Here is a 25,857-nt window from a genome sequence, read left to right as displayed (position 1 = left end):
TCAAGGAAGAACTTTTGAAAATCTTTCAGTAGCAACAATCTTTTAGAAATAAGCCTAATAAAAAAACCGCAGATTCAGATTCTGCGGTTTTTTTTATCTTTTTTCAATTGATATCGTACTGATCATTAATATGGCCAAACCAATCGTAAGAAACATGTAGAAGAATCCCGGGAAAATGTTAATTGCCAGATACCCGGCAGCCATTAAACACCCGGCAACTGTAATGGGCACTCCTACAAAAGATCCTGTAAATTCTGTGATATTAAAGCGTGCAAGACGGATTGCTCCGCATACGATAAAGATGATCGTAAATATAATGCCGGGAACACCAAACTGATGAAGTACAGCTTGATAGATCAAAAATGCAGGTGCAATACCAAAAGAAATTAAATCACATAGTGAATCCAATTGTTTACCAAACTCTGATTCAATATTTAGCATTCTGGCAACCATTCCGTCAAAACGATCAAACAATCCAGCCAAAAAGATTAAAATAAATCCGATTTTCAAATCACCATTCATCATAAATAACAAAGCTAAGGCGCCAAGTGACAAGTTGATCAGCGTTAAGAAGTTTGCAGTTTGTCCCTTCACTTTCTTAACAGTCGAATCAATGCGCTCTCTTTCGATCATAAACATTCGATCACTCCTCAAATGGTACACAAGCAGGAGACTGAACTCATCCTGCTAAGGTTGGTTGCTTAAAAGTATATAACCATTTTATTCATTATATGCCAATTAGGCACTCTTTGAAAGTAGCAAAATGTTTATGATTCATTGATTTTGTGATTTTCTTCCAAATGATTATAAACCGTTTTTTCGGATAGTGGCACTCCTGTCCGGTAGGCAGCTCTAGATATCATATGACCTGCTACGGGTGCTGTCAGCAGGACAAACAGAATTCCTAAAATAAGTTTTCCGCTGAAAACATTCATATCTGAATATACATAAATAGCAGAGCCGATAAGGACTCCAGACACACCTAATGTAGAACTTTTGGTTGCCGCATGAAGCCTCGAATATACATCAGGAAAACGAAGTACACCTAACGTGCCGGATAAGATAAAAAAGGTGCCGATGATAAGGAAAAAGCTAATCACGATCTTGATCAATAATAACACCCTTTTCCAAGAATTTTGCAACAGCGACGGTTGCAATAAAAGTCAATATTCCGATCAGCAGTATAATATCGTTCAATTGAACCGTATCTAATAGGATAGCCATTAATCCAGTGATAGCAATCAGATTAATCCCAATCGTATCAAGTGCAACAACACGGTCAGGGTTCGAAGGGCCGACAACTGCTCTGTATAAAAGAAGAAGTATTGAGATGGTTATCACGAATAAACAAATATAGACAACCATAGAGAACCAATCTGTCATCGTGTTACCTCCCTTATTGCCTTTTCAAAAGTATCTTTAATCCCAACGATCGTTTGATTCACATCAGGCAGATCTATGGCATGAATGTAAATATATCGCTGGTCTCTTGAAACATCTACAGAAAGTGTTCCAGGAGTAAGTGTAATTAAATTTGCGAGCAGGGTAATTTCCCAATTCTTTTTAACATCAATCGGCAATGCAATTATTCCGGGCTGAAAATCCAGTTTGGGCTTGTATACCCATTTTAAAACTTCTAGATTTGCCATAATTAATTCTTTTATAAAAAGAAAGATCAAGTACCCGATAGCTTTAACTTGTTTAAAGTAGTACGAATCAGGTATAAAGCGGTTAAGCAAAAACAGCAGTGCTGCCCCAATCACAAATCCTACCAAAAAACTTGCGAATGAGTAGCTCTCAGATAAGAACATCCAAATGACGCCGATCAGCAAATTTAAGATAAGTTGAAATGTCATCGAACTACTCCTTTAATACAAAATCAATATAGATTTGAGGATCGATAAGACTGTCAGCTGCAGATTGGATATATGGATAGAACCATTCAGCTCCAACACCAAGCAGGATTGAGATGGCGATCAATAATCCAGAAGCGGCTAACCCAGAGCTTCGGACTTTTTCCTTAGGTTCCTCTTTTACCTCGCCCCAGAAGGCACCGATAAAGATTCGGAGTACTGAGAACAAAATTAATAGACTGGATAAGAGTCCGATACCAGCAGCTATATAATGTTCTTCATCAAAAGCACCTCTTAAAAGTAGGTACTTCCCTATAAAGCCGCTAAAAGGAGGTATTCCTGCAAGTACAAGAGCAGCAATGAAAAACATCCATCCTAAAAGCGGAGAAGTTTTAATAAATCCGCCCATCTTATTCAGGTTGGAAGTACCTGCATGCCATACAAGCAAACCTGCAAGAAAGAAAAGGGCAGCTTTAATTGCCATATCATGGACAAGATAATAAATTGTCCCCGCAAGTGATTCAGCTGAGAAAGTACCGATCCCAAGCAGCATGAAACCAATAGCAGGCATAATGTTGTAGGCGATAATCAGCTTTACATTTGAGGTGGATAAGGCTCCTATAACCCCAATCAGCATTGTAATAGTCGCTACCCATATGAAGAAGGTATGCGTCAGCTCAAGTTTGTGAGAAAAAATAAGCGTATAAACTCTAAGCATAGAATAAACGCCAACTTTGGTCAGCAGTGCTCCAAACAAAGCCGAGACAACAGGGGATGGAACAATGTATGACTTCGGCAGCCAAAAGTACAGCGGGAACAAAGCCCCTTTAGTTGCAAATACGACAAATAACAATATGGCTATCCCTGTTAATATACCTTGCTGCTCAACCTCTGCTACTCGTTCACCAAGCTGTGCCATGTTAACAGTACCAGTTACTGAATAAAGAAAAGCAACAGTTGTAACAAATAGTATGGAAGAAAATAAGTTTAACAATATATACTTTACAGATTCGCGAAATTGAACCTTAGAACCTCCAATTATGATTAACCCATAGGAGGCCATCAATAGAACTTCGAAAAATACAAACAGGTTAAATAAGTCACCTGTTAAAAAGGCTCCGCTCACCCCAGCGATTAATAGAAAGAAAAGGGGATAAAAATAATGCTGTACCATCTTACTGTTAACTGAAGAGGCTGCAAAGATCACTGCTGCTAATGCGATCACATTAACAGACAGGATCATAATAACAGAAAGCTTATCTGCTACAAGGATGATGCCATAGGGAGCTTTCCATGCCCCTGTTTCAAGAATCAGCGGATTATTTTTAAACACATAATAACTTAAGTAGATGGATACACCTAAACTTAGAAATACTGTTAAATAAGAAATTTTCATTGTCAGCTGATGCTTTTTATTTAAGAAAACAAGAATCGCACCAACAAACAATGGAATAAAGATTGGTAAAAATACGAAATTACTCATCATCCGTTCCCCTTAGTTGATCCATCATGTCAGTCTTATTGCTCTGGTATGTCCGGTATGCAAGCACCAGCAAGAAGCTGGTAACACCGAAACTGATTACGATTGAAGTCAAAATAAGCGCTTGAGGAAGAGGGTCCGTGTAAATTTTGATTCCTTTTTCCAAAATAGGCGGAGCACCTCGGTTTAATTTCCCCATTGTTAATATAAATAGATGTGCACCATGAGAAAGAAGCGCTGTTCCCAGAACAATTTTCAAAAGCTGTTTTTGAAGCAAAAGATAGACGCCGGCCGCAAATAAAGTTCCGGCAAGTATAGACATAACAATTTCCATTACTGATTCATGTCTCCTTTATCCCGGTATTTTATCATGGCAAAAATGCCAAGTGCAGCTAGTCCAAGTACTGCAATTTCAAAAAGTGTATCCAATCCGCGGAAGTCAACAAGGATAACGTTTACGATGTTATCTCCGCCGCCAAGCTTATAAGAATTATCTACAAAATACTTTGCGATGCTCTCAAACGATTTTGAGCTATGTGAAGCTATAGCTACAATCGTAAGCAATGCACCTGTTGAAACTGCAATGATGAAATCTATTAGTTTTTCAGAAATAGCTTTATCTGATGTCTTTAGTTTAGGCAAATGAGCAAAGCATAATAAGAATAAGGCTACAGTTATCGTTTCAACGATAAGCTGAGTTAATGCAAGATCAGGCGCTCTGAAGAAAACAAATAACAGGGAAAGTCCGTAACCTACCACTCCAATAACAATAATCGCCGCAATTCTCTGATTCATCCAAATGGTAGCAATTGCAGCTACAGCCATCACAAAGCCTACAAGTACTTCTGGCCATGTAATTGGTGCAAGATCATCGACCGAAATTGTAAATCCTTCTGTAAAATACATAAAAATTGAAGTCGAAACGACCAAAAAAACTAAAATGATAGAGAAATACAGACGTAATGAACCTGTCATATAAAACTCAGTAATGGATTTGGAAGATCTTAATAACCCATTAACGATTGTCTGATACCAATGATCAGATGAAAATTTACCTGGTATTCTATTATAGAGCGGCTGCCATTTCTTTAATGTAAATGCGAGTAATGTACCAATTCCTACTACTGTTAATGACATATAGAACGGTGTATTCAGACTATGCCAAAAAGCCAGGTGTATATGTGGCAGATCTCCAGTTACTGCAGCAGTTGCCGGAGCGAGTAATGGTTCATTAATAAGGTTTGGAAGTAGACCAACAACAACAACAAAAACAATTAGAACGATTGGTGATAATAACATACCAATTGGTGCCTCATGAGGTTTTTTCTCTAACTGATCTGTGTTTTGTTTGCCCAGGAACGTTCCAAATACTAAATACATGGAATAAACAAACGTAAAAATGCTGCCTACGACTGCTAGAATTGGGATCCATTCTGCAAATGTTCCGGCCAGTCCAGCAGTTTGCTCTAACTTCAATGATGAGTCAAAGAACATTTCTTTACTTAAGAAACCATTAAAGATTGGCAGCGGAACACCCGCCATAGAAAAGGCTCCGATGAATGCCAGTGTTGCAGAAATCGGCATAAAGGTATACAGTCCGCCTAATCTTCGAATATCTCTCGTACCTGTTTCATGATCCACAATACCTGCAATCATAAAGAGACTGCCTTTAAAGGTTGCGTGGTTAAAAATATGAAAAATGGCAGCAAGAATAGCTGTGCCTGTTCCAAAGCCAAGCATCGCCATAATCATTCCAAGCTGACTGATCGTGGAGTATGCCAATATACCCTTTAAGTCGGTTTGTCTTGAAGCCAGAAATGAACCCAAACAAAGCGTTATAAGACCAATTCCTGAAACAATAATGAAGAACGTATCCGTTCCGCTGAATATTAATGAAAATCGGGCTACTAAATATAACCCTGCTTTAACCATTGTTGCCGAATGTAGATAAGCACTTACAGGTGTTGGCGCTTCCATAGCATCCGGAAGCCAGCTGTGAAAGGGAAATTGTGCTGATTTAGTAAAGGCTCCGAGCAATAACAGAATTAGAATGGGGATAAATAGATCACTTTCTAATATGTCTGATCGATTAGCTATCATCATTCGAATGCTGTTAGTCTCCGCTGTAATAGATAAAAGAATTAGAGCCCCAAGCATGGACAATCCGCCGAAAACTGTAACAAGCATTGATTTCTGTGCGCCGTAAGTTGAACGGTCGCGGTAAAACCAAAAACCGATTAACAGAAAAGATGATATACTCGTAAATTCCCAAAAGGTATACAGTACAAAAACGTTGTCAGAAAGTACTACTCCCAGCATGGACCCCATGAACAGAAGAAGATAAACATAAAAATGGGTCAGCTGTTCTTTACGAGACAAATAAAAAATGGAATAAAGAACTACCAAAGAGCCGATTCCTGTGATTAAAAGGGAAAATAGCATGCTAAGCCCGTCCAGATAAAAACTTAGCTGAATATCTAATGATGGAATCCAATCAGCAGTGCTTTGAACGATTTTCCCTTCAGCCAATACAGGTAACTTCAAACAAAAAATAATAAATAGAACCACTGGGATGGGAAGTACAAGCCAGCCCGTATGTATCCGGTTCACTTTTTTTGCAAACATGCCTATAAGCAATGCCGCTAAAAAAGGAAGCAGTATGTAAAAATGCAGCATAAAAACCGGGAAACCTCCTTAAAACCTAGAAATATTCGTAATTGTCCTTTACATTGTAAGCAAAACCTTTCCGATTTAGCAAATCATTTACTGTAAATAAAATCTCTCAAAATGCTGTTTTATTGAACTCTTGAATATCCTTCCCAAAAAATACCTAACCTATTTGAGAGGTGATTGTAAATGAGGCTACTAAAAATATACGGATTACTTTTCATTATGTTTCAATTAACAGGCTGTTTTAATGACTCAGTTTATAAAAAAGGAGAAAACAGTCCCGTTTTTCAGCCGAGAGAATATTACAGAAAGCATCTTAGCTATTCTGAAGCAGGGGTATTTTCAGCTTCTTCACTTGCTGAGGAAATGAAAAATGAAATTACAAATGAAGATATAGTCAAACGTGCTATTGTAATCAAACAAGAAAATAAATATCTTGTTGCTATCAATATAAAAGCCTATCATCTGAAAAAGGCGGAAGCACTAAGCAAACAATACAAAGAATACTGGGAAATGAAATGGAAGATCCCGGTCGAAGTAACATTTACACCAAGGGATTATAGAAAAGCGGAGAAAATACACTTAAAGACAAAAAAAAGAGCGTAATAACGCTCTCTGGTTATACGCTCTACATGAGGACCTGCTGCAATCGTACATGCAGTGATCTTCTGTCAATTTCCTTTTTTATAAGTAAAATAAAATCCTTGCTAAGTTTAAGTTCTCTTGCTTTCAGGTAAGATTCAATTAACAGGTCGTCCGAAAGTTTTTCCATAATAGAGCCGTTTTTTAAAGCGGCTTGGTCACCTCCTGTTTTTTTATTCATCATTCAAATTAAGTATTCTAAAATGCTATGGAAGTCATAAAATGATATGTTAATGTTTTATGTACTTTGAAGCTTACCATGTATTGTAAAATAGAACAATCGTTCGTTTATCCACAGTGTTTGGTGGATAAGTTGTGGGTAAAATGTTAACATCTTTTTAAAAGGTAGCTAGACTCTAGGTGGATAATGTGTATAATTTTATCCACATTGTTGAGTAGGGGAACAATTTGTCGAAAACTTTTTTAACAATGGAGAAAAACATATTCTTTTGTCTAATTAAGTTGAAAAACCGTTTGTTCTTCCTTACATTACTGGTAAAATAGAAACGTTCATTAGGAAATGTGAAGAGGTGCTAGAATGTTAAAACATTTTTTACCGGATCAGCATGTTCAAAATATATTGGACATTACACCGGAAATGTTAGTTGAACGCGGAGTAAAAGGAATTATTACAGATCTGGATAATACGCTAGTGGAATGGGATAGACCAGAAGCAACTCCGGAATTAATTAAATGGTTTACTTCTATTAAAGAAAAAGGCATTTTAATAACGATTGTTTCAAATAATACTCAATACAGAGTGAAAAGTTTTTCAGATCCTGTTGGGATACCATTTATTTATAGTGCAAGAAAGCCTATGACTAAGGCGTTCAGAAGAGCATTAAAGGATATGAAGCTGAAAAACGAAGAGGTAGTTGTTATCGGCGATCAATTGCTGACAGATGTGCTTGGCGGAAACAGAATAGGTTTACATACAATTCTTGTAGTTCCTGTAGCTAGCAGTGACGGATTTTGGACAAGATTTAATCGGAAAATTGAACGTATAATATTGTCTTGGATGAAAAGAAAAGGCATGATTCATTGGGAGGAATAAGTTTGGAACAAATCAGATGTGTGGGCTGTGGTATCTCCATACAAACAGAGGAAAAAGAAGCGCTCGGATATGCACCTCCTTCGGCATTAACGAAGGAGCTGCCTATTTGCCAGCGCTGTTTTCGTTTAAAACACTATAATGAAATACATGATGTGAGTCTGTCAGATGACGATTATCGTAAAATTGTCTCCAGCATTGGGGATCAGGATGCCCTTGTGGTGAAAATAGTAGACATTTTCGATTTTAACGGAAGCTGGCTGCCCGGCCTGCACCGATATGCCGGGAATAATCCTATTTTACTTGTCGGTAATAAGCTTGATCTGCTGCCGAAGTCAGTAAATCCTAACAAAGTTATTCATTGGATGAAGAAAGAAGCAAAAGAGTTAGGGCTAAAACCGGTCGATGTTCAGCTTATCTCTGCCGAAAAAGGGTATGGGATTGAAGAGCTCGCTGAAAGCATTGACCATTACCGTCAAGGAAAAGATGTTTATGTGGTAGGCTGTACAAATACAGGGAAATCTACGTTTATAAACAGACTGATAAAGCAGTTTGGAGAGGAAACTTCAGATTTTATTACAACTTCGCAGTTTCCCGGAACAACGCTGGATTTAATCGATATTCCACTAGATGGAAGAAGTCATTTGTATGACACACCGGGAATCATTAATCATCACCAAATGGCGCATTATGTATCCAAAAAAGAGTTGAATATAATAATGCCAAAAAAAGAGATTAAGCCAATGGTATTTCAGTTAAATGAAATGCAAACTTTATTTTTTGGCGGCCTGGCAAGGATGGATTATTTAAAAGGCGGCAAACAATCCTTTGTCTGTCATTTTTCGAACCATTTAAATATCCACCGGACAAAGACTGAAAAAGCAGATGAACTATATAATAAACATCTTGGAGAGATGCTTGCTCCTCCCGAAGACACTGCAAACTTTCCTAAGATGAAACGATATGAATGGATGATAAAAGAAAGTAAAACAGATATCGTTATCTCAGGTCTTGGATGGGTTACATTCCCTGAAGCAGGAGCGAAAGTTGCATTTTACGCCCCAGAGGGTGTGGCTGTAACAATTCGAAAATCCTTAATTTAAGGAGGGTTTTTTAGATGATAAAATCACTTGTTATTGGTGACCCAATCGAACATTCATTGTCCCCGGCCATGCATAATGAGGCTTTTAAACAAACTGGCATACCGGGATCTTATGGTAAAAAGAGAGTGGCGCCTGATCAGTTGCAATCTTTTATACATGCCCTTAGAGAAAGCGATTATACAGGATGCAACGTTACGATTCCGCATAAGGTTGCTGTCATACCCTTATTAGATGAAATTGATCAGGAAGCAAAACGTATCGGAGCGGTTAACACGATTGTTAATAAAAATGGGAAATTAACTGGGTATAACACAGATGGGATAGGTTTTTTATTAGGCTTAAAGGAAAAAATCAGCAAACCGCTTAACGAGCTGAATGTACTTTTGATTGGAGCTGGAGGAGCTGCAAGGTCTATCGCTTATGCATTATTAAAAGAACATCCCAAACATCTTGCTTTAGCCAATCGTTCAGAAGAGCGGCTGGCTCACTTAGCAGAGGATTTAAACAATATAAACAATCATCATGTTGAGAAGATGTCATTAAGGGAGGCAGAAGAGAATCTGCACAGGTTTGATGTAGTAATAAATACTACAAATGCAGGAATGCACCCGTATATAGATACAATGCCATTACAATTAGATCAGTTAAAAAATAATGCTGTTGTTTGTGATATTGTCTATAACCCCCTTCAAACGAAGTGGCTTGAAACTGCTAAAAATAAAGGCGCTGTAATTGATAATGGCGTAACAATGCTCGTTATGCAGGGCGCAATGGCTTTTGAAAAATGGACGGGCGTTTTTCCGGATACAAACAGAATGAAGAAAACAGTAACTGAGCAACTCAGGAGGTAATTATGTTAACAGGAAAACAAAAACGCTTTTTGCGTTCTAAAGCACATCATATTCAGCCTATTTTTCAAGTAGGAAAAGGCGGGGTGAATTCAAATTTAGTGAAACAAGTAGAAGAAGCACTTGAGGCAAGAGAATTAATTAAAGTAAGTGTTCTGCAAAACTGTGATGAGGATAAAGAAACTGTAGCAGCAGAATTATCAAAAGGTTCTAAAGCTGAGCTGGTGCAAGTTATCGGAAGTACAATCGTACTTTATAAAGAATCCATCAATCAAAAACGCATTGAACTCCCTTAAGGAGTGGATACCTTGGACAAACACATCGGGCTTTTTGGAGGTACTTTTAACCCTCCGCATATCGGACATTTAATTATTGCCCAGGAAGCATTAAAACAGCTGAACTTAGATGAAGTATGGTGGATGCCCGCGTCCCAGCCCCCTCATAAGAAAAAGGTTGAAGATGTATTGGATGAACACCGAATTGAGATGGTTAAAAATACGATTGGCAACAATAATCAGTTTTCCCTTTCTTTACTTGAGTTTGAGAGAAGCGGTCCTTCATATACTATTGATACAATCCGTCTTTTAAAACAAAGATATCCCGGAACCAATTTTACTTTTATTATGGGCGGAGATATGGTTCATTCTTTAAGCAGCTGGCACGAGATTGATCAGCTTAATAAACTGGTCCAATTTGCAGGTGTAGGACGTGAAGGATTCCCTGTAGATCATCATTGGGAAAGGTATAAGGTAAAACATGTAGAAGTACCCTATATCGCTATATCTTCTACCTTTATCCGTTCCAGGTATGAGGCAGGAGAAAACATTCGTTATTTTGTAGCGGATGATGTATGGAAATACATTGAGGAGCATCAGCTTTATGGAAAAAAAAGAAGCTCTTAGCATCGTAAAAAAACAGTTAACGGAACATCGTTATATTCACACGTTAGGGGTGCTGGAAACCAGTTTGATTTTAGCAAATCAATATGGTGCTGATCCTGTAAAAGCTGAGATCGCTGCGATATTTCATGATTATGCAAAATTCCGTCCAAAAGATGAGATGAGACAAATTGTTATCAGAGAAGGATTGCCAGGAGATCTTTTACTTTATAGTAATGAAGTACTGCATGCGCCTGTAGGGGCCTATTTAGTGAAAGAAGAATGTGGTATACAGGATAAAGAAGTTTTAAATGCGATTTATTATCATACGACGGGTAATGGTAATATGACCATTTTAGAAAAGGTCATTTTTTTAGCCGACTATATTGAACCGAACCGTCAATTCCCAGGGGTTGATGACGTAAGGAATACAGCTGAAAAGGATATAAACGAAGCTTGTTTAATGGCTGTCCGAAATACAATACAGTTTTTAATGAAGCAAAATCAAAAAATTTATCCGCTTACGCTAGAGACCTATAATGGTTTGATCGAGGAAGTAAAAAAGAATAAATAGGAGGAGTGCATTGGATGAATGTAAAAAATCTTATGGAATTAGTTGTAAAAACAGCAGATGATAAAAGAGCTGAGAACATTGCTGTTTTAGACATGGAAGGAATTTCTCTTGTAGCAGATTATTTTGTCATTTGCCATGGTAACTCTGAAAAACAGGTCCAAGCAATTGCAAAAGAATTAAAGGATGTTGCATTAGAAAACGACATACAGCTTCGCAGAATGGAAGGGTTCGATCACGCACGCTGGGTTTTGATCGATTTAGGAAATGTTGTCGTTCATGTGTTTCACCGCGATGAACGAAGCTATTATAATTTAGAAAAATTATGGGGTGATGCAAATTCTGTAGATGTTGATGCGATTTTGGCAGCCCAAGAAAATTTATAATGAGTTACAAGCAATTCGCTTATCTTTATGATCATTTAATGGAAGACGCCCCATATACAAAATGGCTTTCTTTCATAAAATCTTCAATTGCTGCTCATAAACCTGATACAGCACGCTTATTGGATATTGGCTGTGGTACAGGCTCAATGCCAATTCTTCTTGCCAAAGAAGGCTTCGATGTTACTGGTGTAGACCTGTCTTCAGATATGCTTATGGTTGCAAAAGAAAAAGCGGACACTGAAAAGGTATCACTATCACTTTTTCAGCAGGACATGAGGGAATTAGAAGGTCTAGGCATCTATGATTGTGTAACAATACTTTGTGATTCGCTGAATTATATATTAACGGAAGAAGATGTGAAAAAGACGTTTCTTTCGGCATGGAATCACCTCGAACGAGGCGGGTTAATTTTGTTCGATGTTCATTCCTTACATAAAATTAATCATATTTTTATTGGAAGTACGTTTGGAAGTAATGATGAAGAGCTTTCATATATTTGGCATTGCTATCAAGGTGAACAGGAAAACAGCGTCGAGCATGATTTATCCTTTTTTATTCTGAACAAAGATATTTACGAACGTTATGATGAATTGCATATTCAGAGGACTTTTGCTATAGAAGAATATTCAAGATGGCTTGGAGAATCCGGGTTCGAAATTATAAGTATTACAGCAGATTTTGAAAATAAAGAACCAGAAGAAACAAACGAAAGAATCTTATTTACAGCTAAAAAGAAATAAAGAACATTTTAGACAGCCTAGTGCTGTCTTTTTTCATATGAAGATTTATTCATTGTACGATACAATAACAATATGAATCTAATGCACTTTTAGGGATAGAGGCTGATTATATGTTAAGTAATGACCCATTGCTCAAACACAATATATTAGAAACGATTATTGACAGCGCTTACGAATGGATTGTTGTAGTAGATCATCAGGGGATCGTCCAATATATGAACAAGACTTATTGCGAGTTTTTAGGTGAAAACCCTAAAGAAGTGATTGGAAAACATGTAACTGACGTTATTGAAAACACAAGAATGCATAAAGAGGTCCTTCAAGGTAAAGTTGAGATTGCAGACCTTCAATTTATAAGAGGTAATTATATGATCGCAAACCGAATCCCGATTCTTCATGAAGGCAAAGTGATCGGGGCAGTAGGAACGGTCATATTTCGAGATACAGAACAGTGGAAAAAAATGAATTCGCACATAAAGGCTCTTTTGCATGAACTTAGTTTTTATAAAAAAGAATGGCATGAAATCAACGGAGCAACTTATACACTTAATGATTTTGTAGGAACATCAGTTGAAGTTCAAAAAATTAAAGAACGAGTAAAAAACATTGCCAGCGGTGATTTATCAGTACTAATCAGGGGTGAGAGCGGTACGGGCAAAGAATTGCTAGCGCACAGCATACATCAGTTAAGTGAGAGAAGTGCAAAACCCTTTATAAAAATTAATTGCGGAGCCGTTCCCGAGCATTTATTTGAATCTGAGCTGTTTGGCTATTCAGAAGGTGCTTTTACGGGTGCCAAAAAAGGAGGTAAACCAGGCAAATTTCAGCTAGCGGATGGAGGCACACTTTTTTTAGATGAGATTGGAGATCTTCCGCAAAACATGCAGATTAAACTTCTGCGTGTTCTTCAAGAAAAAGAAATAGAGCCGGTCGGTGCAGTTAAATCTCAAAAAGTGAACGTTAGAGTAATTGCAGCGACAAATCGTCCATTAGAGCAGCTGATCAATGAGAATAAGTTTAGAGAAGATTTATTTTACCGGATCAATGTATTACAGATACGGATTCCTCCTTTAAGAGAGCGAAAAGAGGATATATGGACATTAGCTGAAGGTTTTATTGCTTCTATTTGTGCAGAAACAGGCAAGAGGATCATTAAGATTGATAAGGATGTTAAAGAAGCTTTCTTACAATATACCTGGCCAGGCAATACGAGAGAACTTAAAAATTTTGTGGAAGCTGCTATTCAGCTTACACAAAGTGATGAGATTTCACTAGATGCGTTCCCTGATTTTTTAAAAGAAAAGCTTGGAATTCAACAAACTCAAAAATCTTTAAAGGACTATGTGCAGGAAACAGAAAGAAAAGTAATATCTGCTTATCTTGAAAAGATGAACGGAGATATTAAAGCCGTTGCGAATGCACTTGGGATTGGAAAAACAAATCTGTACGATAAAATTAAAAAATATCAAATACGATAATTATTCAGTATTCCGAAAAAGCGGAAAGCGGTTCCGTTTTTTCGGAATTCTTTATTTGGTTAAATAAAAGTAAGCATATGAATACTTAAAAAAACTGTCACGGTATGAAAAATATAATATCCCCTCCCTGGCTGTTTAGTTTTTCCGGAATTGCGGAAAGTATAAAAAGAAAACTCAATAATACTGTTTATTCTGAATTTGGCACAAAACTTGCATTAATTATAGTTGGGAGTAACTCAGTAGAAAGGAGATGCCACGAAAAAAATGTAAGCGCTTTACCTAGTAGATATTGATAATATGAATTTAAATCTTAGCGGATTTAAAGGAATGGGGGATTAAATTGGACATTATTATTATTTTATTGGCTTTATTTTTCCTGATGTTTGTTGCATACAAAGGGTTCAGTGTCATTTTGTTTGCGCCAATCGCAGCATTGTTTGCAGTATTATTAACTGAACCTGGACATGTACTTCCTTTTTTCTCTGGTGTATTTATGGAGAAAATGGTTGGTTTTATTAAGCTGTATTTCCCGGTTTTCTTATTAGGTGCGATCTTTGGTAAAGTAGTCGAGATGTCTGGATTTGCAAAATCGATTACACACTTTGTTATTAAGCTGATCGGCCCATCCAGAGCAATGCTCGCAATTGTGCTAGTTGGAGCTATCCTTACTTACGGTGGGGTATCGCTATTTGTAGTTGCCTTTGCGCTTTATCCGTTTGCTGCTGAACTGTTTAAGCTGGCTGATATCCCTAAACGGCTTATTCCGGGGACCATCGCACTTGGTGCTTTCACGTTTACGATGGACGCTTTTCCTGGCAGCCCGCAAATACAAAATATTATTCCGACCTCTTTTTTCGGAACAACAACTTGGGCAGCCCCTTGGTTAGGGTTTATCGGCGGTTTGTTTGTATTTATCCTTGGAATGGTGTATCTGGAATGGAGACGCAGACAGGCGGCAGCTAAAGGAGAAGGCTATGGAACAGGGCATAGCAACGAGCCTGAAAAATTGGAATCAGAGAAGCTTCCAAATGCTTTTATTGCAATATTGCCTCTTATCTTAGTCGGAGTTTTTAATAAGTGGTTTACTGTGCTGATCCCTAAATATTATGGGAAAACATTTGACTTTTCAGCAATTGGGATGAAGAATGTACCGGAGATTCAGATTCCAGCACTTGCAGCTGTCTGGGCAGTTGAAGGTGCATTGATTATTGGAATTATTACCGTATTGCTGTTTTCATTTAAAAGAATTAAAAACAATTTTAATAAAGGGATTAATTTATCCATTGGAGGAGCATTGCTGGCTACATTAAATACAGCTTCAGAATATGGCTTTGGGGGAGTTATCGCTGCATTGCCTGGGTTTGCAGCTGTTAATAACGCCATGTCCAATACGATTAAAGATCCATTGGTAAACGAAGCCGTTACAACAACTACTTTAGCGGGTATTACGGGTTCAGCCTCCGGTGGGATGAGTATTGCACTTGCGACTATGAGTGAGACATACATCGAACAAGCAAACAAGCTTGGCATTGATACCGAAGTTCTACATCGTGTTGCCTCAATGGCCAGTGGAGGTATGGATACACTTCCCCATAACGGTGCGGTTATAACACTATTAGCAGTGACGGGCTTAACGCATAAGCAAGCTTACATCGATATTTTTGCTATGACTCTTATTAAAACAACAGCTGTATTTGTCATTATCGGATTGTACTATATGTTTGGAATAATATAGAATTCATTGAATTAAGGAGTGGTTTTCTGTGGACTCATTCGTTCAAGATAAAGTGGTTTTTATTACAGGAGCAGCGAGTGGTATCGGTCTTGAAATAGCGAGAAACTTTGCTGAAAACGGAGCAAAAGTTGTAATCAGCGACCTCAACGGTGAAAAAGCAAAACAATCTGCTAAGGAACTGAAGGACAAAGGATTCGAAGTTCTTGGTTTAGGCTGCAATGTAACAAATGAGGACGATCTGAAGAAATCTCTTTATGAAACAATTCAACAATTTGATAGAATAGATGTGCTTATTAATAACGCAGGTTTACAATATGTATCACCTCTTGAGGAATTCCCGACTGAAAAATTTCAGCAGCTGATAAGTGTAATGCTTACAGCTCCATTTATGGCAATTAAGCATGTATTTCCGATTATGAAAAAGCAAGGATTTGGACGTATCATAAATATGGCTTCCATAAATGGTCTTGTCGGATTCGCAGGAAAAGCAGCTTATAACAGTGCCAAACATGGTGTAATAGGCTTAACGAAGGTAGCGGCATTAGAAGGGGCAGAACATGGCATAACTGTAAATGCGGTCTGCCCAGGTTATGTGGATACACCGCTTGTCAGAGGACAGTTGGAAGACCTAGCAAAGACACGCAGTGTAGAGCTTGAAAAGGTGCTGGAGGAAGTAATCTATCCGCTGGTTCCGCAAAAAAGATTATTAGATGTACAGGAAATTGCTGATTATACAATATTTCTTTCAAGTGAAAAAGCGAAAGGCGTTACGGGTCAAGCTATTGTCATTGATGGAGGATATGTGGCACAATAAGAGGAGTCTTTATCTCATACTTTTTTATTGACAATCACTATATTTAGTGTCAAAGTTAATGATACAAACCTATATATGGAGATTTCAGGTGCCGGTTTTGTTCCGGCTTAAAAGGGAATTCGGTGAAAAACCGAAGCTGTCCCCGCAACTGTAATTGTGGACGAAATGGAATTGCCACTGTACAGACAGGCTATGAAAATGGCTGCTGTATGGGAAGGCCCAAAGTAGGATGATGCAAGAGCCAGTAGACCTGCCTGAACCTCCTGTTTTCTTTTCCTCGGGGATTGGGAGAAAGAACGGTAAATAACTCAAGCAGAAGTCTTGTTGTTTTCTATACGTTCATTCCCTTTTCCTGATGGAAGAGGGTTTTTATTTTTATGAAGGAGTGGAACAGTTATGGAAAATGTTTTAACAAGCTCTTCTCTCGGGGAATGGCTGAGAGGTTGTTTAATGTCTTTTCCTGAAATTCAGGGAGAAACATTTTTAAAGAAAGCTGAAGAATTAGAAGCGAAAAACAACGATCATTCTGTACTATACAAGCTATTAGCCATGGAATCTTTAAATTGTTTAAGCGCTGAGGAACCTCAATGGACTTTTATTGCCGCACGTATTTATTTAAGAGAGCTTTATGAAACTGTACAAAGAAACAGGGGAAATATCGATGCCCCCCCATATAGCAACCTGTATGGGCTGATTGAACAGTTAGTAAATTTAAAAATTTATAATCCTGCAATCTTATCTTCTTACAGCAAAAGTGAACTAAAAGAAGCTGAGAAATGCATTGAACCTGAAAAGGATAAACTTTTTACATATATCGGCTTAAAAACACTTGCGGACCGCTATTTAGCGAAAGGATTTAATGGAGAGCTCTATGAATTGCCGCAGGAACGATGGATGCTTATCGCTTTGTTCTTGATGAAAGATGAGGATCGTTCACAGCGAATGGGGCTGGTAAAAGAGGCATATTGGGCACTTTCAAATCAATACATGACCGTTGCTACTCCTACCCTGGCGAATGCTGGAAAAAGCTATGGACAGCTAAGTTCTTGTTTTATAGATACGATTGACGACAGCCTTCGGGGTATATTTGACTCAAATACGGATGCGGCAACTGTTTCTAAAGGCGGAGGTGGACTCGGCATATACCTGGGAAAGATTCGTTCCAGAGGTTCTGATATAAAAGGGTTTAAAGGAAATTCTTCAGGTGTCATCCCATGGATGAAGCAATTGAACAATACTGCAGTGTCAGTAGATCAGCTTGGTCAGAGACAAGGAGCAATTGCAGTTTATCTGGATGTATGGCATAAAGACATACTTGAATTTTTAGATGCCAAATTAAATAATGGCGACGAACGTATGAGGACACATGATCTCTTTACAGGAATCTGTATCCCGGATGTATTTATGGAAATGGTTGAGAATCGGGATGATTGGTATTTATTTGATCCCCATGAGGTGCGTCAAGTTAAAGGTTACTCGCTGGAAGACTTCTATGATGAAACTAGAGGAAAAGGAAGTTTCAGAGAAAAATATGCAGACTGCTTAAATGATGAGAGGCTATCAAAAAAATGTGTACCAGCTATCGAAATCATGAAAAGGATCATGAGGTCTCAGCTTGAAACAGGCACTCCTTTTATGTTCTATCGAGATACTGTTAATCGTTTGAACCCAAACAATCATAAAGGCATGATATATGCCTCAAATCTTTGTACAGAAATTATGCAGAATATGTCCGCGACGACGGTCCACTCTGAAGAGACGGAAGATGGAGAAATCATTATCCGCAAAACACCAGGAGACTTTGTAGTATGTAACCTATCTTCCCTTTCACTAGCAAAAGTAGTAGGAGATAACGTTTTAAAAAGGGTTATTGACATACAGGTAAGAATGCTAGATAACGTGATAGACCTTAATTCTATAGATGTTCCTCAGGCTGTTATTACGAATAAAAAATATAGAGCGATTGGCGTAGGGACGTTTGGCTGGCATCACCTGCTTGCCAAAGAGGGAATCAAATGGGAAAGTGAACAAGCGGTCAGCTATGCGGATAAACTCTATGAAATCATTAATTATTACGTAATAAGTGCCAGCAGTGATTTAGCGAAGGAAAAAGGAGAGTACCCTGTTTTCTCAGGCTCAGAATGGCATTCTGGGGAATATTTTTCAAAAAGGGGGTATGATGCTGAAGAATGGCAGCATTTAAGACAAAGGGTACGAAGACATGGTATGCGGAACGGCTATCTGATAGCTGTTGCTCCGAATTCGTCAACGTCTATCATCGCTAACTCTACACCTAGTGTAGATCCGATATTTAAGAAATTTTATTCAGAAGAAAAGAAAAATTATAAGATTCCAGTCACTGCTCCAGATTTGAATGCAGAAACAGCATGGTATTACAAATCTGCATTTTACATCGATCAAAGCTGGAGTATTCTCCAGAATGCAGCAAGACAGCGTCATGTGGATCAATCAATCTCGTTCAATTTATATGTCACTCATAATATTAAAGCGAAGGAACTGCTGGACCTTCACTTGCTTAGTTTTAAAAAAGGATTAAAAACAACCTATTATACGAGATCTACATCGATTGAACTTGAAGGATGTGATAGCTGTGAAAGTTAAAGACCCTATTTTAAGGGAAAGAAAAATTTACGACGCAAGTGCACCGAATGCTTCTACAGGCATTATTAATGGACGCAGTTCAAATGTTTTGAATTGGGATGATGTAAGGTTTTCATGGGCGTATCCATTATATAAAAATATGCTGGCGAACTTTTGGACTCCCTTTGAAATCAACATGTCCAGCGATAGTAAACAATATGTCCATTTAACTGAAAAGGAACAGGATACGTTTAATAAAATTATTGGACTTCTCGCTTTCCTGGATAGTATTCAAACCGATTATTCCAGCAGGGTCTCTGCGTATTTAACAGATTCCAGCCTGTCAGCGCTTATGGCCACATTATCGTTTCAGGAAGTGGTTCATAATCAATCATATTCATATGTATTATCATCCCTTGTCCCAAAACAGAAACAAGATGAAATATTTGAATACTGGAAAACGGATGAAGTGCTGCGGGAACGAAATGATTTTATTGTTAAAGGGTATGATGAGTTTATAGATAACCCTGTTCCTGAGACTTTCTTAAAATCCATTATTTATGATGTGATTTTAGAAGGGTTAAATTTTTATTCTGGATTCAGTTTCTTTTACAACTTGGCGAGAAATCAAAAGATGGTTTCCACTTCTACGATGATAAATTATATAAACAGGGATGAGCAGCTGCACGTTTATTTATTCTGTCAGATATTTAAGGCGGTTCTTCAGGATAACCCAGAGCTGAATAACGAAGATCTTCATAGATTTGCAAAGGAAACGTTTAAAAAAGCTGCTGAACTAGAAGTCAAATGGAGCAAATATATAATCGGGGATTCATTTGAAGGTATTAATGAAACGGATTTGGAAGCCTATATCAAGTTTATGGCGAATAAAAGGTTGAACGAACTTGGATTCGAAAAATTGTATCCAGAATATAAGAAAAATCCGCTTCCATGGATAAAAGCATATTCGGATGTGAATTCAGGAAAAAGTGACTTTTTCGAACAAAAATCGAGACAATATACTAAGGTATCTGATGAAAATGGGTTTGATGAATTATAAAAAGCCGGGAAATCATTCCGGCTTTTTTCTTTTATATCTTTTATAATGACACGTATAAGCTACTTCAGTTCTTCTCTCACTTCAAATTGCTTATTTACCTTTTCGCACTCTTCGTGGTATTTCTCATGGGTACGCTGTATGACATGATCAAATACCTCATCGATTTCGCTGCTTAAAATTTTTATACCTTCTCCTGTGATACCGCCTTTCACACATACTTTTTGTATAAGTGTTGGCAAAGTATATACTTCTTTCTCAAGCAACTTAGCCATCCCAATAATCATGTCACTTGCAAGCTGAGTTGCTTGTGCTTTTGAAATATCTGTCTGGTCAACAGCACTGTTTATAAAACATTGCAAAACATACCCGATAAATGCAGGCCCACAACTTGCAATATCTGAAGAGATCCGTGTGATGTTCTCATCGATAATAAGTGGGGTTGAGATGAATGACATCAGAGTAAGCAGTTTTTCTCTGTAGTCAGGATGACAACGGCTGCCGAATGATATTAACGAAGACCCGGACAAAGCCCGGTTGTTAATACTCGGTATAGCTCTTGCAATATTGCAATCGAGCAAGTCTTCCAGCTGTTTACACGAAATAGGACTAGTAATCGATACAATTAATTGGTGTTTAGAAATATTGTGTTTATTAGTTGTCAACAACGAATAAAATTCATGGGGTTTTACGCAGATAAAAACAATATCAGCGAACCGAAATACCTCTTCTGGTGTGTTCCCTATCTTTATTTTTGGATAGGCATGCTGCAGCCTTTCCGCTTTGGACAGGGTACGGTTAGTTACCATTAACCGTGATGGGGAAATGGCTGAAGATTCGATGAAAGAAGCTACTAGAACGCTTCCCATATTTCCGGTCCCGATAATTCCGATCTTCATACCTTAACCTCCTTCCTCTACCTTAAAATCTATGCACCAGATATATTGTTTATGATTTAGGATAGAATTCACCTTTTTAAAATAAGGAGCGAGCATTAAATGGAGCTATTAAAACGCCATATTCATTGGCTGTTAGGAGCAGGTTTACTTGTGTTGATTACTGCCGGAGTGATTCTTTACATGAGTTTAAAAAATGATTCCAATACATCCGTAATGCCTCCAAAAATGCCATTAGTCAAAGAACAGGTAACCCCAGATTCCGAAGAAAAGCAGAAAGATTTGAGTCCTGCAGAGCTCATTATGATTGATGTTCAAGGCAGCGTGAAAAATCCTGGAGTTTATAAAATGAAGAGCGGTGACCGGGTTATTCATGCGATACAAAGAGCTGGTGGTTTCTTAGATTCGGCTGAAGTAAGATCTGTAAACCAGGCTCAGAAAATTGAGGATGAAATGATCATATACGTTGCAGCCAAAGGCGAACAAATTAATCCTCTCGTTCAAAGCGTAGAGAATGAAAATGATAATAAATTAAATATTAATTCTGCAGATGTATCTGAACTGCAGACGTTAAGCGGTGTTGGACCGTCTAAAGCCCAAAGTATCATACTATATCGTGAAGAAAATGGTCCATTTACCTCTATCGAACAGCTTTTGGAAGTACGTGGAATTGGCGAAAAAACAATTGAGGATTGGAAGGATAAAATAGAATTTCGTTAGCAGTTTTTATTGACCCTCTTTTTTAGTGAGTCTACACTATAAAATATAGAATAAGGAGGCGATAGATTTGAAACGCATTTCCTGGAATGAATATTTTATGGCACAAAGCCAGCTGCTTGCCTTGCGCAGCACATGTACCCGTTTAGCAGTTGGCGCAACAATTGTAAGAGATAAACGGATAATTGCAGGAGGCTACAACGGTTCAATTTCTGGGGGAGTACATTGTATAGATGAGGGATGTTACGTAATAGAAGGACATTGTGTCAGAACTATTCATGCCGAAATGAATGCTCTCCTACAATGTGCTAAGTTTGGTGTGCCGACAGACGGTGCAGAAATGTATGTGACACATTTTCCATGTCTGCATTGCTGCAGATCCATCATACAAAGTGGTATTAAGAAAATTTATTACGGTGAGGATTATAAAAATCACCCTTATAGTATTGAGCAATTTAAAGAAGCCGGAGTAACCGTAGAGAAGGTAGAGATGAAATTACCGCCTTCAGCTTTTGTTCCTAGCTAGATATGAACCCGAGGCTGGCTGTTCTTTGTGCTCTTTCAGCGATAACAGGTATATGGCTTTCTGAGAAATTTTCGGTAACTGGGACGGTATTCATAGCTTTCCTGGTTATCGTCATCATTTTTCAATTAAATAGTAAAGCATTCCTCGTACTCATAATGTTGCCTCTCTTCTTTTTTTATTCCCATTGGTACGAATTGAACAATAAATCTTTAATACCTCTCCAAAAAACTTCCTTTCACGGCACTGTTGAAACCATTCCAAAGATTAATGGCAAAATGATAAATTTTCAGTATAAGACTTTCGAAGAAACGATCGTTGTTCGTTATAAAATGAAATCAGAAGCTGAAAAACACGCACTCGAAAAAATTGATATCAGTATGAAGTGCCAACTGAATGGGATACTGAAAAAGCCTGAACCACACTCTCATTTTTACGGAATGAACTATCTTGAATATTTACATAACAAAAAAATTTACTGGGTTCTTGAACCTTTTAAATTCGATGAAAGCAGCTGTATCAGTTCAACTCGAACTACCCCGTCTTCATACATCAAATTATGGAGAAGTAAAAGGATTAAACAAATTGAAAATCATTTTTCAGCCAATACAGCAGGCCTGATGAATGCTCTGATATTTGGGTATAGAGAGAAAATCGAACCTCAGACACTCGAAGCTTATCAAAAATTGGGTTTGACACATCTGTTGGCTGTTTCTGGATTTAATGTGGGTATCGTTTCCTATTTTTTATATTTATTTTTTGTAAGGGCAGGGATTATAAAGGAACTGTCATATGTATTAATCGTTATTTTTCTGCCTCTGTACATCGTAATTACGGGGGGAGAAAGCTCTATAGTCCGTGCTGGAATAATGGGGATGCTTGTCCTGTGTTTTATTGTTTTTCAAAAAAAATTAAATCCTGCTATTCTGCTGTCGGCTGTATGTATTTTAATGCTTATTTGGAATCCTCTATCAATATTTGACCTGGGCTTTCAGCTTTCATTCTTAATGACCTTCGTTCTCATAACATCTATTTCATTACTTGGATCCAGATCAAATCTGGAATTACTTATTATTACCGCTTCAATCTGCTCTCTATTTTCGTTTCCTATTATCATTTATCATTTTTATGAGTTTTCTCTTTGGTCGGTTCCATTAAATATAATCTATATTCCATTTGTGTCTCTCGTTCTATTTCCCGTTTCTTTTTTAATGTTCTTTTGTGTTCTTCTATTTCCAAAGGCTGTTTTTTTATTTAAGTTACCTGTCCAATTTCTGTTTGAAGGATCTGCGTCTCTGTTGGAATTTACCCAGACCTTTAATGGTACATTACTTCTAGGCCGTCCAGCATGGTGGCTGTTGTTCCTCTATTTTTTTGCAATCCTATACTGGTTTTTTAGATGGGAAAATAAAAGACGTTTCCATCCCAAGTATACTTTGCCATTTTTTGTTATTATGGCGATGCATTCGGTTATGCCATTTATGAATCAAAAGGCGTCTGTTTCGTTTATTAATGTGGGGCAAGGAGACAGCATTTTAATTGAACTGCCAAATCGTGAAGCAGTTTATCTAATAGATACTGGAGGATCTGTAGCTTTTGAAAAAGAAGAATGGGAAAAACCTGATGAAGAATACGATGTAACGAAAAAAGTTGTACTTCCGTATTTAAAAGGGAGAGGTATCAGAAAAATCGATGGGCTGATCTTAACCCATGGTGATATGGACCATGCCGGTGGAGCAGATTATTTAATGAATCACATTCCTGTAAAAAATGTTTACTTGCCAAAAAGCATTAATCACAATCAGCTGGAAAAAGAAATAATAAAATCTGCAAAGCATTTAGGAATAAATATAAACCTCCTGAGTAAAGGAATGCAGTGGGGATCTGAACATACACATTTTTTAATCATGCATCCAGGACAAAAGAATTCCACTTCTAATAATGGGTCTATCGTACTTTGGGCGAAGCTCTATCAGACTTCTTTTTTGTTTACAGGAGACATCGAAAAAGAGACGGAAACCGAGATCATGAACAATTATTCCCGGCTAGAAGCAGATGTGTTAAAAGTGGCTCATCATGGTAGTAAAACCTCTACAACAGAAAAGTTTTTAAAAGAGAGTGCACTAGAATATGCTGTTATCTCATCCGGGAAAAATAATAGATATGGTCATCCTGATATGGATGTAATCAATAGGTTGAAAAGTAAGGGAATCATCATATACCGTACGGATAAAAATGGTGACATACGCTTTGTGGTAAGTAAACGTAGCATTCATGCAGATACTGTTCAATAAAAAAGAACCGGATATGAATATCCGGCACTTTTTTATGTATTATGCAATAGCTTTAAGAATGACTCCGATGGCAAAAATAACGGTAAAGAATCCAAATGATACAACAAAGCCAACTCCGGAATCAATAAGGTCGTTACGCTTGCTCTGTACATCTTTTTCGAAATGGTTCATGTGACAACCCTCCTAATCCATCCTTAGTATACGTTATCATTTTCAAAAAATCCATACTGAAAATGCTTTCTCTCACCCCTTTTAGCAAAAACTTACCAGAGTTGCTATACGTTGTCACCAATAAAAATTTTTAGCATAGGATATCCTAATTAAAGCTAACTCGTGAACAATATGGTTCATGTGTTAGTGTTTATCATAAATGAAGGAACAGACATTGCTCTGTTCCTTCTTTTGCTTGCAAAAGACTTCTGTTCACCATAGGATTAAAGAGGGGTGAAAATGGTGCTTACAGTTGATGCTTTAAAGAAACATATAAAAAATAAACAGACTTCGCCTATCTATTTAATATGGGGGACTGAACTTTATTTAGCTGAAAAAGCCGTTCGAACGATTTCTTCTCTACTGGCTCCTGATGAAAGAGACTTTAATCTAAGTATACATAACCTGGATGAGATTTCCGTACAGGAAGTTATGGAAGATGCAGAAACCATGCCATTCTTAGGCGATCGGCGGATTGTTGTAATGAAGAACGCCGTTTTTCTTACTGCTGCTAAAGATAAGGCGAAAATAGAACACGATCTAAAGGTTTTTGAAAATTACATACAGAATCCAGCTGAATATACAACACTTGTAATTGTTGTGCCGTATGAAAAGCTTGATGAACGCAAAAAGATTGTTAAACAAATAAAATCACAGGCAGAGATTATTCAGGTTTCCCAGTTAAGCAATGAAACAGCTGAAAAGTGGCTTGTGAAGGAAGCTGAAACTTTAAATGTTTCTCTTGAAAAGGAGGCAATAGAGCTCCTGCTTTCCAGATTAGGGACAAAAATGGCTGTTCTGGCAAAAGAGATCGAAAAGATGGCGTTGTTTGTCGGGAAAAATGGAACGATAACAAAAGAAACGGTAGATGAATTAGTAGCGAGGACGCTGGAGGACGATGTTTTCGGTCTCGTAGATCATGTCGTTCATAAGCGGACTGAACAAGCTTTAAGAAGTTTTTATGATCTGATGAAACAAAATCAGGAACCTATTCAAATTCATGCTCTTATCACTCGGCAGTTCCGAATGATTAACGGAGTAAAGGAGCTGCATAAGAAGGGATATGGAGAAAAGCAAATTTCTTCTATCCTTAAACTTCATCCATATGCAGTAAAGCTTGCAGCAAAACACGCCAGCCAATTTGACGAAACGTTTTTAAGGCACTGTCTTAACGAATTTGCAGAAACAGATTATAAGATGAAAACAGGCCAAATGGAGAAAACATTACTGGTAGAAATGGAAATCATAAAGCTGTCGCAGACGCAAAAAACCAGCTCATAGAGCTGGTTTTTTGTTGACAGTTAGAATAA

At 37.6% G+C, this 25,857-nt stretch carries 28 protein-coding genes and 1 riboswitch; of the genes, 18 read left to right on the top strand and 10 right to left on the bottom strand.

Annotation, left to right across the window (positions count from 1 at the left end):
• Positions 1-93: 93 nt before the first annotated feature.
• The 7 genes from pssA to M3196_RS03815 form a co-directional block, all read right to left on the bottom strand.
• Positions 94-639, bottom strand: coding sequence for a CDP-diacylglycerol--serine O-phosphatidyltransferase (gene pssA, locus M3196_RS03845; RefSeq protein WP_251320914.1), 546 nt, complete (start codon positions 637-639; stop codon positions 94-96).
• Positions 640-767: 128 nt separating this feature from the next.
• Positions 768-1,121, bottom strand: a complete 354-nt coding sequence (gene mnhG / locus M3196_RS03840) for a monovalent cation/H(+) antiporter subunit G (protein WP_338082924.1) — start codon at positions 1,119-1,121, stop codon at positions 768-770.
• Positions 1,093-1,383 (bottom strand): Na(+)/H(+) antiporter subunit F1, encoded by a 291-nt coding sequence (locus tag M3196_RS03835; RefSeq protein WP_066291186.1) that lies wholly within the window; start codon positions 1,381-1,383, stop codon positions 1,093-1,095. Before M3196_RS03835 ends, mnhG begins: the two co-directional genes overlap by 29 nt.
• Positions 1,380-1,856 carry a Na+/H+ antiporter subunit E gene (locus M3196_RS03830; RefSeq protein ID WP_251320912.1) on the bottom strand — a complete coding sequence of 159 codons (477 nt, stop codon included), beginning with the start codon at positions 1,854-1,856 and terminating at the stop codon, positions 1,380-1,382. Before M3196_RS03830 ends, M3196_RS03835 begins: the two co-directional genes overlap by 4 nt.
• Before the next feature lie 4 nt (positions 1,857-1,860).
• Positions 1,861-3,336: a Na+/H+ antiporter subunit D gene (locus M3196_RS03825; RefSeq protein ID WP_251320911.1), complete on the bottom strand. Its 1,476-nt coding sequence runs from the start codon at positions 3,334-3,336 to the stop codon at positions 1,861-1,863.
• Positions 3,329-3,667, bottom strand: a complete 339-nt coding sequence (locus M3196_RS03820) for a Na(+)/H(+) antiporter subunit C (protein WP_188401780.1) — start codon at positions 3,665-3,667, stop codon at positions 3,329-3,331. The genes M3196_RS03825 and M3196_RS03820 overlap by 8 nt, the downstream gene beginning before the upstream one ends.
• Positions 3,667-6,009 carry a Na+/H+ antiporter subunit A gene (locus M3196_RS03815; protein WP_251320910.1) on the bottom strand — a complete coding sequence of 781 codons (2,343 nt, stop codon included), beginning with the start codon at positions 6,007-6,009 and terminating at the stop codon, positions 3,667-3,669. The genes M3196_RS03820 and M3196_RS03815 overlap by 1 nt, the downstream gene beginning before the upstream one ends.
• A gap of 180 nt (positions 6,010-6,189) precedes the next feature.
• Between M3196_RS03815 and M3196_RS03810 the strand changes: the two genes are divergently transcribed.
• Positions 6,190-6,609: a hypothetical protein gene (locus M3196_RS03810; protein ID WP_251320909.1), complete on the top strand. Its 420-nt coding sequence runs from the start codon at positions 6,190-6,192 to the stop codon at positions 6,607-6,609.
• Positions 6,610-6,631: 22 nt separating this feature from the next.
• On the opposite strand, the gene M3196_RS03805 is transcribed toward M3196_RS03810, so the two are convergent.
• Entirely contained in the window at positions 6,632-6,775 is a 144-nt protein-coding gene (locus M3196_RS03805) for a sporulation histidine kinase inhibitor Sda (protein WP_066291173.1), read from the bottom strand.
• 408 nt (positions 6,776-7,183) lie between these two features.
• Between M3196_RS03805 and M3196_RS03800 the strand changes: the two genes are divergently transcribed.
• The 13 genes from M3196_RS03800 (at position 7,184) to M3196_RS03740 (ending at position 19,910) form a co-directional block, all read left to right on the top strand.
• Positions 7,184-7,699, top strand: coding sequence for a YqeG family HAD IIIA-type phosphatase (locus tag M3196_RS03800; RefSeq protein WP_251320908.1), 516 nt, complete (start codon positions 7,184-7,186; stop codon positions 7,697-7,699).
• On the top strand, positions 7,696-8,799 hold the full coding sequence (yqeH, locus tag M3196_RS03795; RefSeq protein ID WP_251321720.1) for a ribosome biogenesis GTPase YqeH: 1,104 nt from the start codon (positions 7,696-7,698) through the stop codon (positions 8,797-8,799). The genes M3196_RS03800 and yqeH overlap by 4 nt, the downstream gene beginning before the upstream one ends.
• Positions 8,800-8,813: 14 nt before the next feature.
• Positions 8,814-9,650 carry a shikimate dehydrogenase gene (aroE, locus tag M3196_RS03790; protein ID WP_251320907.1) on the top strand — a complete coding sequence of 279 codons (837 nt, stop codon included), beginning with the start codon at positions 8,814-8,816 and terminating at the stop codon, positions 9,648-9,650.
• 2 nt (positions 9,651-9,652) lie between these two features.
• Positions 9,653-9,943 carry a ribosome assembly RNA-binding protein YhbY gene (yhbY, locus tag M3196_RS03785; protein WP_251320906.1) on the top strand — a complete coding sequence of 97 codons (291 nt, stop codon included), beginning with the start codon at positions 9,653-9,655 and terminating at the stop codon, positions 9,941-9,943.
• A 12-nt stretch (positions 9,944-9,955) separates the two neighbouring features.
• Positions 9,956-10,549 carry a nicotinate-nucleotide adenylyltransferase gene (locus tag M3196_RS03780; protein WP_251320905.1) on the top strand — a complete coding sequence of 198 codons (594 nt, stop codon included), beginning with the start codon at positions 9,956-9,958 and terminating at the stop codon, positions 10,547-10,549.
• Positions 10,527-11,099 (top strand): bis(5'-nucleosyl)-tetraphosphatase (symmetrical) YqeK, encoded by a 573-nt coding sequence (gene yqeK, locus M3196_RS03775; RefSeq protein ID WP_251320904.1) that lies wholly within the window; start codon positions 10,527-10,529, stop codon positions 11,097-11,099. Before M3196_RS03780 ends, yqeK begins: the two co-directional genes overlap by 23 nt.
• A 14-nt stretch (positions 11,100-11,113) precedes the next feature.
• On the top strand, positions 11,114-11,482 hold the full coding sequence (rsfS, locus tag M3196_RS03770) for a ribosome silencing factor (protein ID WP_251320903.1): 369 nt from the start codon (positions 11,114-11,116) through the stop codon (positions 11,480-11,482).
• Complete coding sequence (locus tag M3196_RS03765) at positions 11,482-12,222, top strand: class I SAM-dependent DNA methyltransferase (protein WP_251320902.1); 741 nt, start codon at positions 11,482-11,484, stop codon at positions 12,220-12,222. The genes rsfS and M3196_RS03765 overlap by 1 nt, the downstream gene beginning before the upstream one ends.
• A gap of 110 nt (positions 12,223-12,332) precedes the next feature.
• Positions 12,333-13,700, top strand: a complete 1,368-nt coding sequence (locus tag M3196_RS03760) for a sigma-54 interaction domain-containing protein (RefSeq protein WP_251320901.1) — start codon at positions 12,333-12,335, stop codon at positions 13,698-13,700.
• A 340-nt stretch (positions 13,701-14,040) separates the two neighbouring features.
• Positions 14,041-15,435, top strand: a complete 1,395-nt coding sequence (locus M3196_RS03755) for a GntP family permease (protein ID WP_251320900.1) — start codon at positions 14,041-14,043, stop codon at positions 15,433-15,435.
• A 28-nt stretch (positions 15,436-15,463) separates the two neighbouring features.
• Entirely contained in the window at positions 15,464-16,249 is a 786-nt protein-coding gene (locus tag M3196_RS03750) for a 3-hydroxybutyrate dehydrogenase (RefSeq protein ID WP_251320899.1), read from the top strand.
• A gap of 69 nt (positions 16,250-16,318) precedes the next feature.
• Positions 16,319-16,521, top strand: a riboswitch (cobalamin riboswitch).
• Positions 16,522-16,645: 124 nt separating this feature from the next.
• A complete protein-coding gene (locus M3196_RS03745) occupies positions 16,646-18,871 on the top strand; it encodes a ribonucleoside-diphosphate reductase subunit alpha (protein WP_425310973.1) in 2,226 nt (741 codons plus the stop codon).
• Positions 18,861-19,910: a ribonucleotide-diphosphate reductase subunit beta gene (locus tag M3196_RS03740; protein WP_251320898.1), complete on the top strand. Its 1,050-nt coding sequence runs from the start codon at positions 18,861-18,863 to the stop codon at positions 19,908-19,910. The genes M3196_RS03745 and M3196_RS03740 overlap by 11 nt, the downstream gene beginning before the upstream one ends.
• Positions 19,911-19,969: 59 nt before the next feature.
• On the opposite strand, the gene comER is transcribed toward M3196_RS03740, so the two are convergent.
• On the bottom strand, positions 19,970-20,806 hold the full coding sequence (comER, locus tag M3196_RS03735) for a late competence protein ComER (RefSeq protein WP_251320897.1): 837 nt from the start codon (positions 20,804-20,806) through the stop codon (positions 19,970-19,972).
• A gap of 99 nt (positions 20,807-20,905) precedes the next feature.
• Between comER and M3196_RS03730 the strand changes: the two genes are divergently transcribed.
• The 3 genes from M3196_RS03730 (at position 20,906) to M3196_RS03720 (ending at position 24,337) form a co-directional block, all read left to right on the top strand.
• On the top strand, positions 20,906-21,523 hold the full coding sequence (locus tag M3196_RS03730; protein WP_251320896.1) for a ComEA family DNA-binding protein: 618 nt from the start codon (positions 20,906-20,908) through the stop codon (positions 21,521-21,523).
• Positions 21,524-21,590: 67 nt separating this feature from the next.
• On the top strand, positions 21,591-22,046 hold the full coding sequence (locus tag M3196_RS03725) for a ComE operon protein 2 (RefSeq protein ID WP_251320895.1): 456 nt from the start codon (positions 21,591-21,593) through the stop codon (positions 22,044-22,046).
• A 2-nt stretch (positions 22,047-22,048) separates the two neighbouring features.
• Positions 22,049-24,337 carry a DNA internalization-related competence protein ComEC/Rec2 gene (locus M3196_RS03720; protein WP_251320894.1) on the top strand — a complete coding sequence of 763 codons (2,289 nt, stop codon included), beginning with the start codon at positions 22,049-22,051 and terminating at the stop codon, positions 24,335-24,337.
• 39 nt (positions 24,338-24,376) lie between these two features.
• Here M3196_RS03720 and M3196_RS03715 read toward each other — a convergent pair whose 3' ends face one another.
• A complete protein-coding gene (locus M3196_RS03715) occupies positions 24,377-24,508 on the bottom strand; it encodes a YqzM family protein (protein ID WP_077359116.1) in 132 nt (43 codons plus the stop codon).
• 279 nt (positions 24,509-24,787) lie between these two features.
• Between M3196_RS03715 and holA the strand changes: the two genes are divergently transcribed.
• The gene (gene holA, locus M3196_RS03710) at positions 24,788-25,828 is read left to right on the top strand and encodes a DNA polymerase III subunit delta (protein WP_251320893.1); all 1,041 of its coding nucleotides are present in this window, start codon (positions 24,788-24,790) and stop codon (positions 25,826-25,828) included.
• The last annotated feature ends 29 nt before the right edge of the window (positions 25,829-25,857 follow it).

Origin of the sequence: Fictibacillus nanhaiensis, assembly GCF_023715445.1 — a bacterium.
Lineage (GTDB): Bacteria > Bacillota > Bacilli > Bacillales > Fictibacillaceae > Fictibacillus > Fictibacillus nanhaiensis_D.
This window is presented reverse-complemented; position numbering and strand designations above follow the sequence as displayed.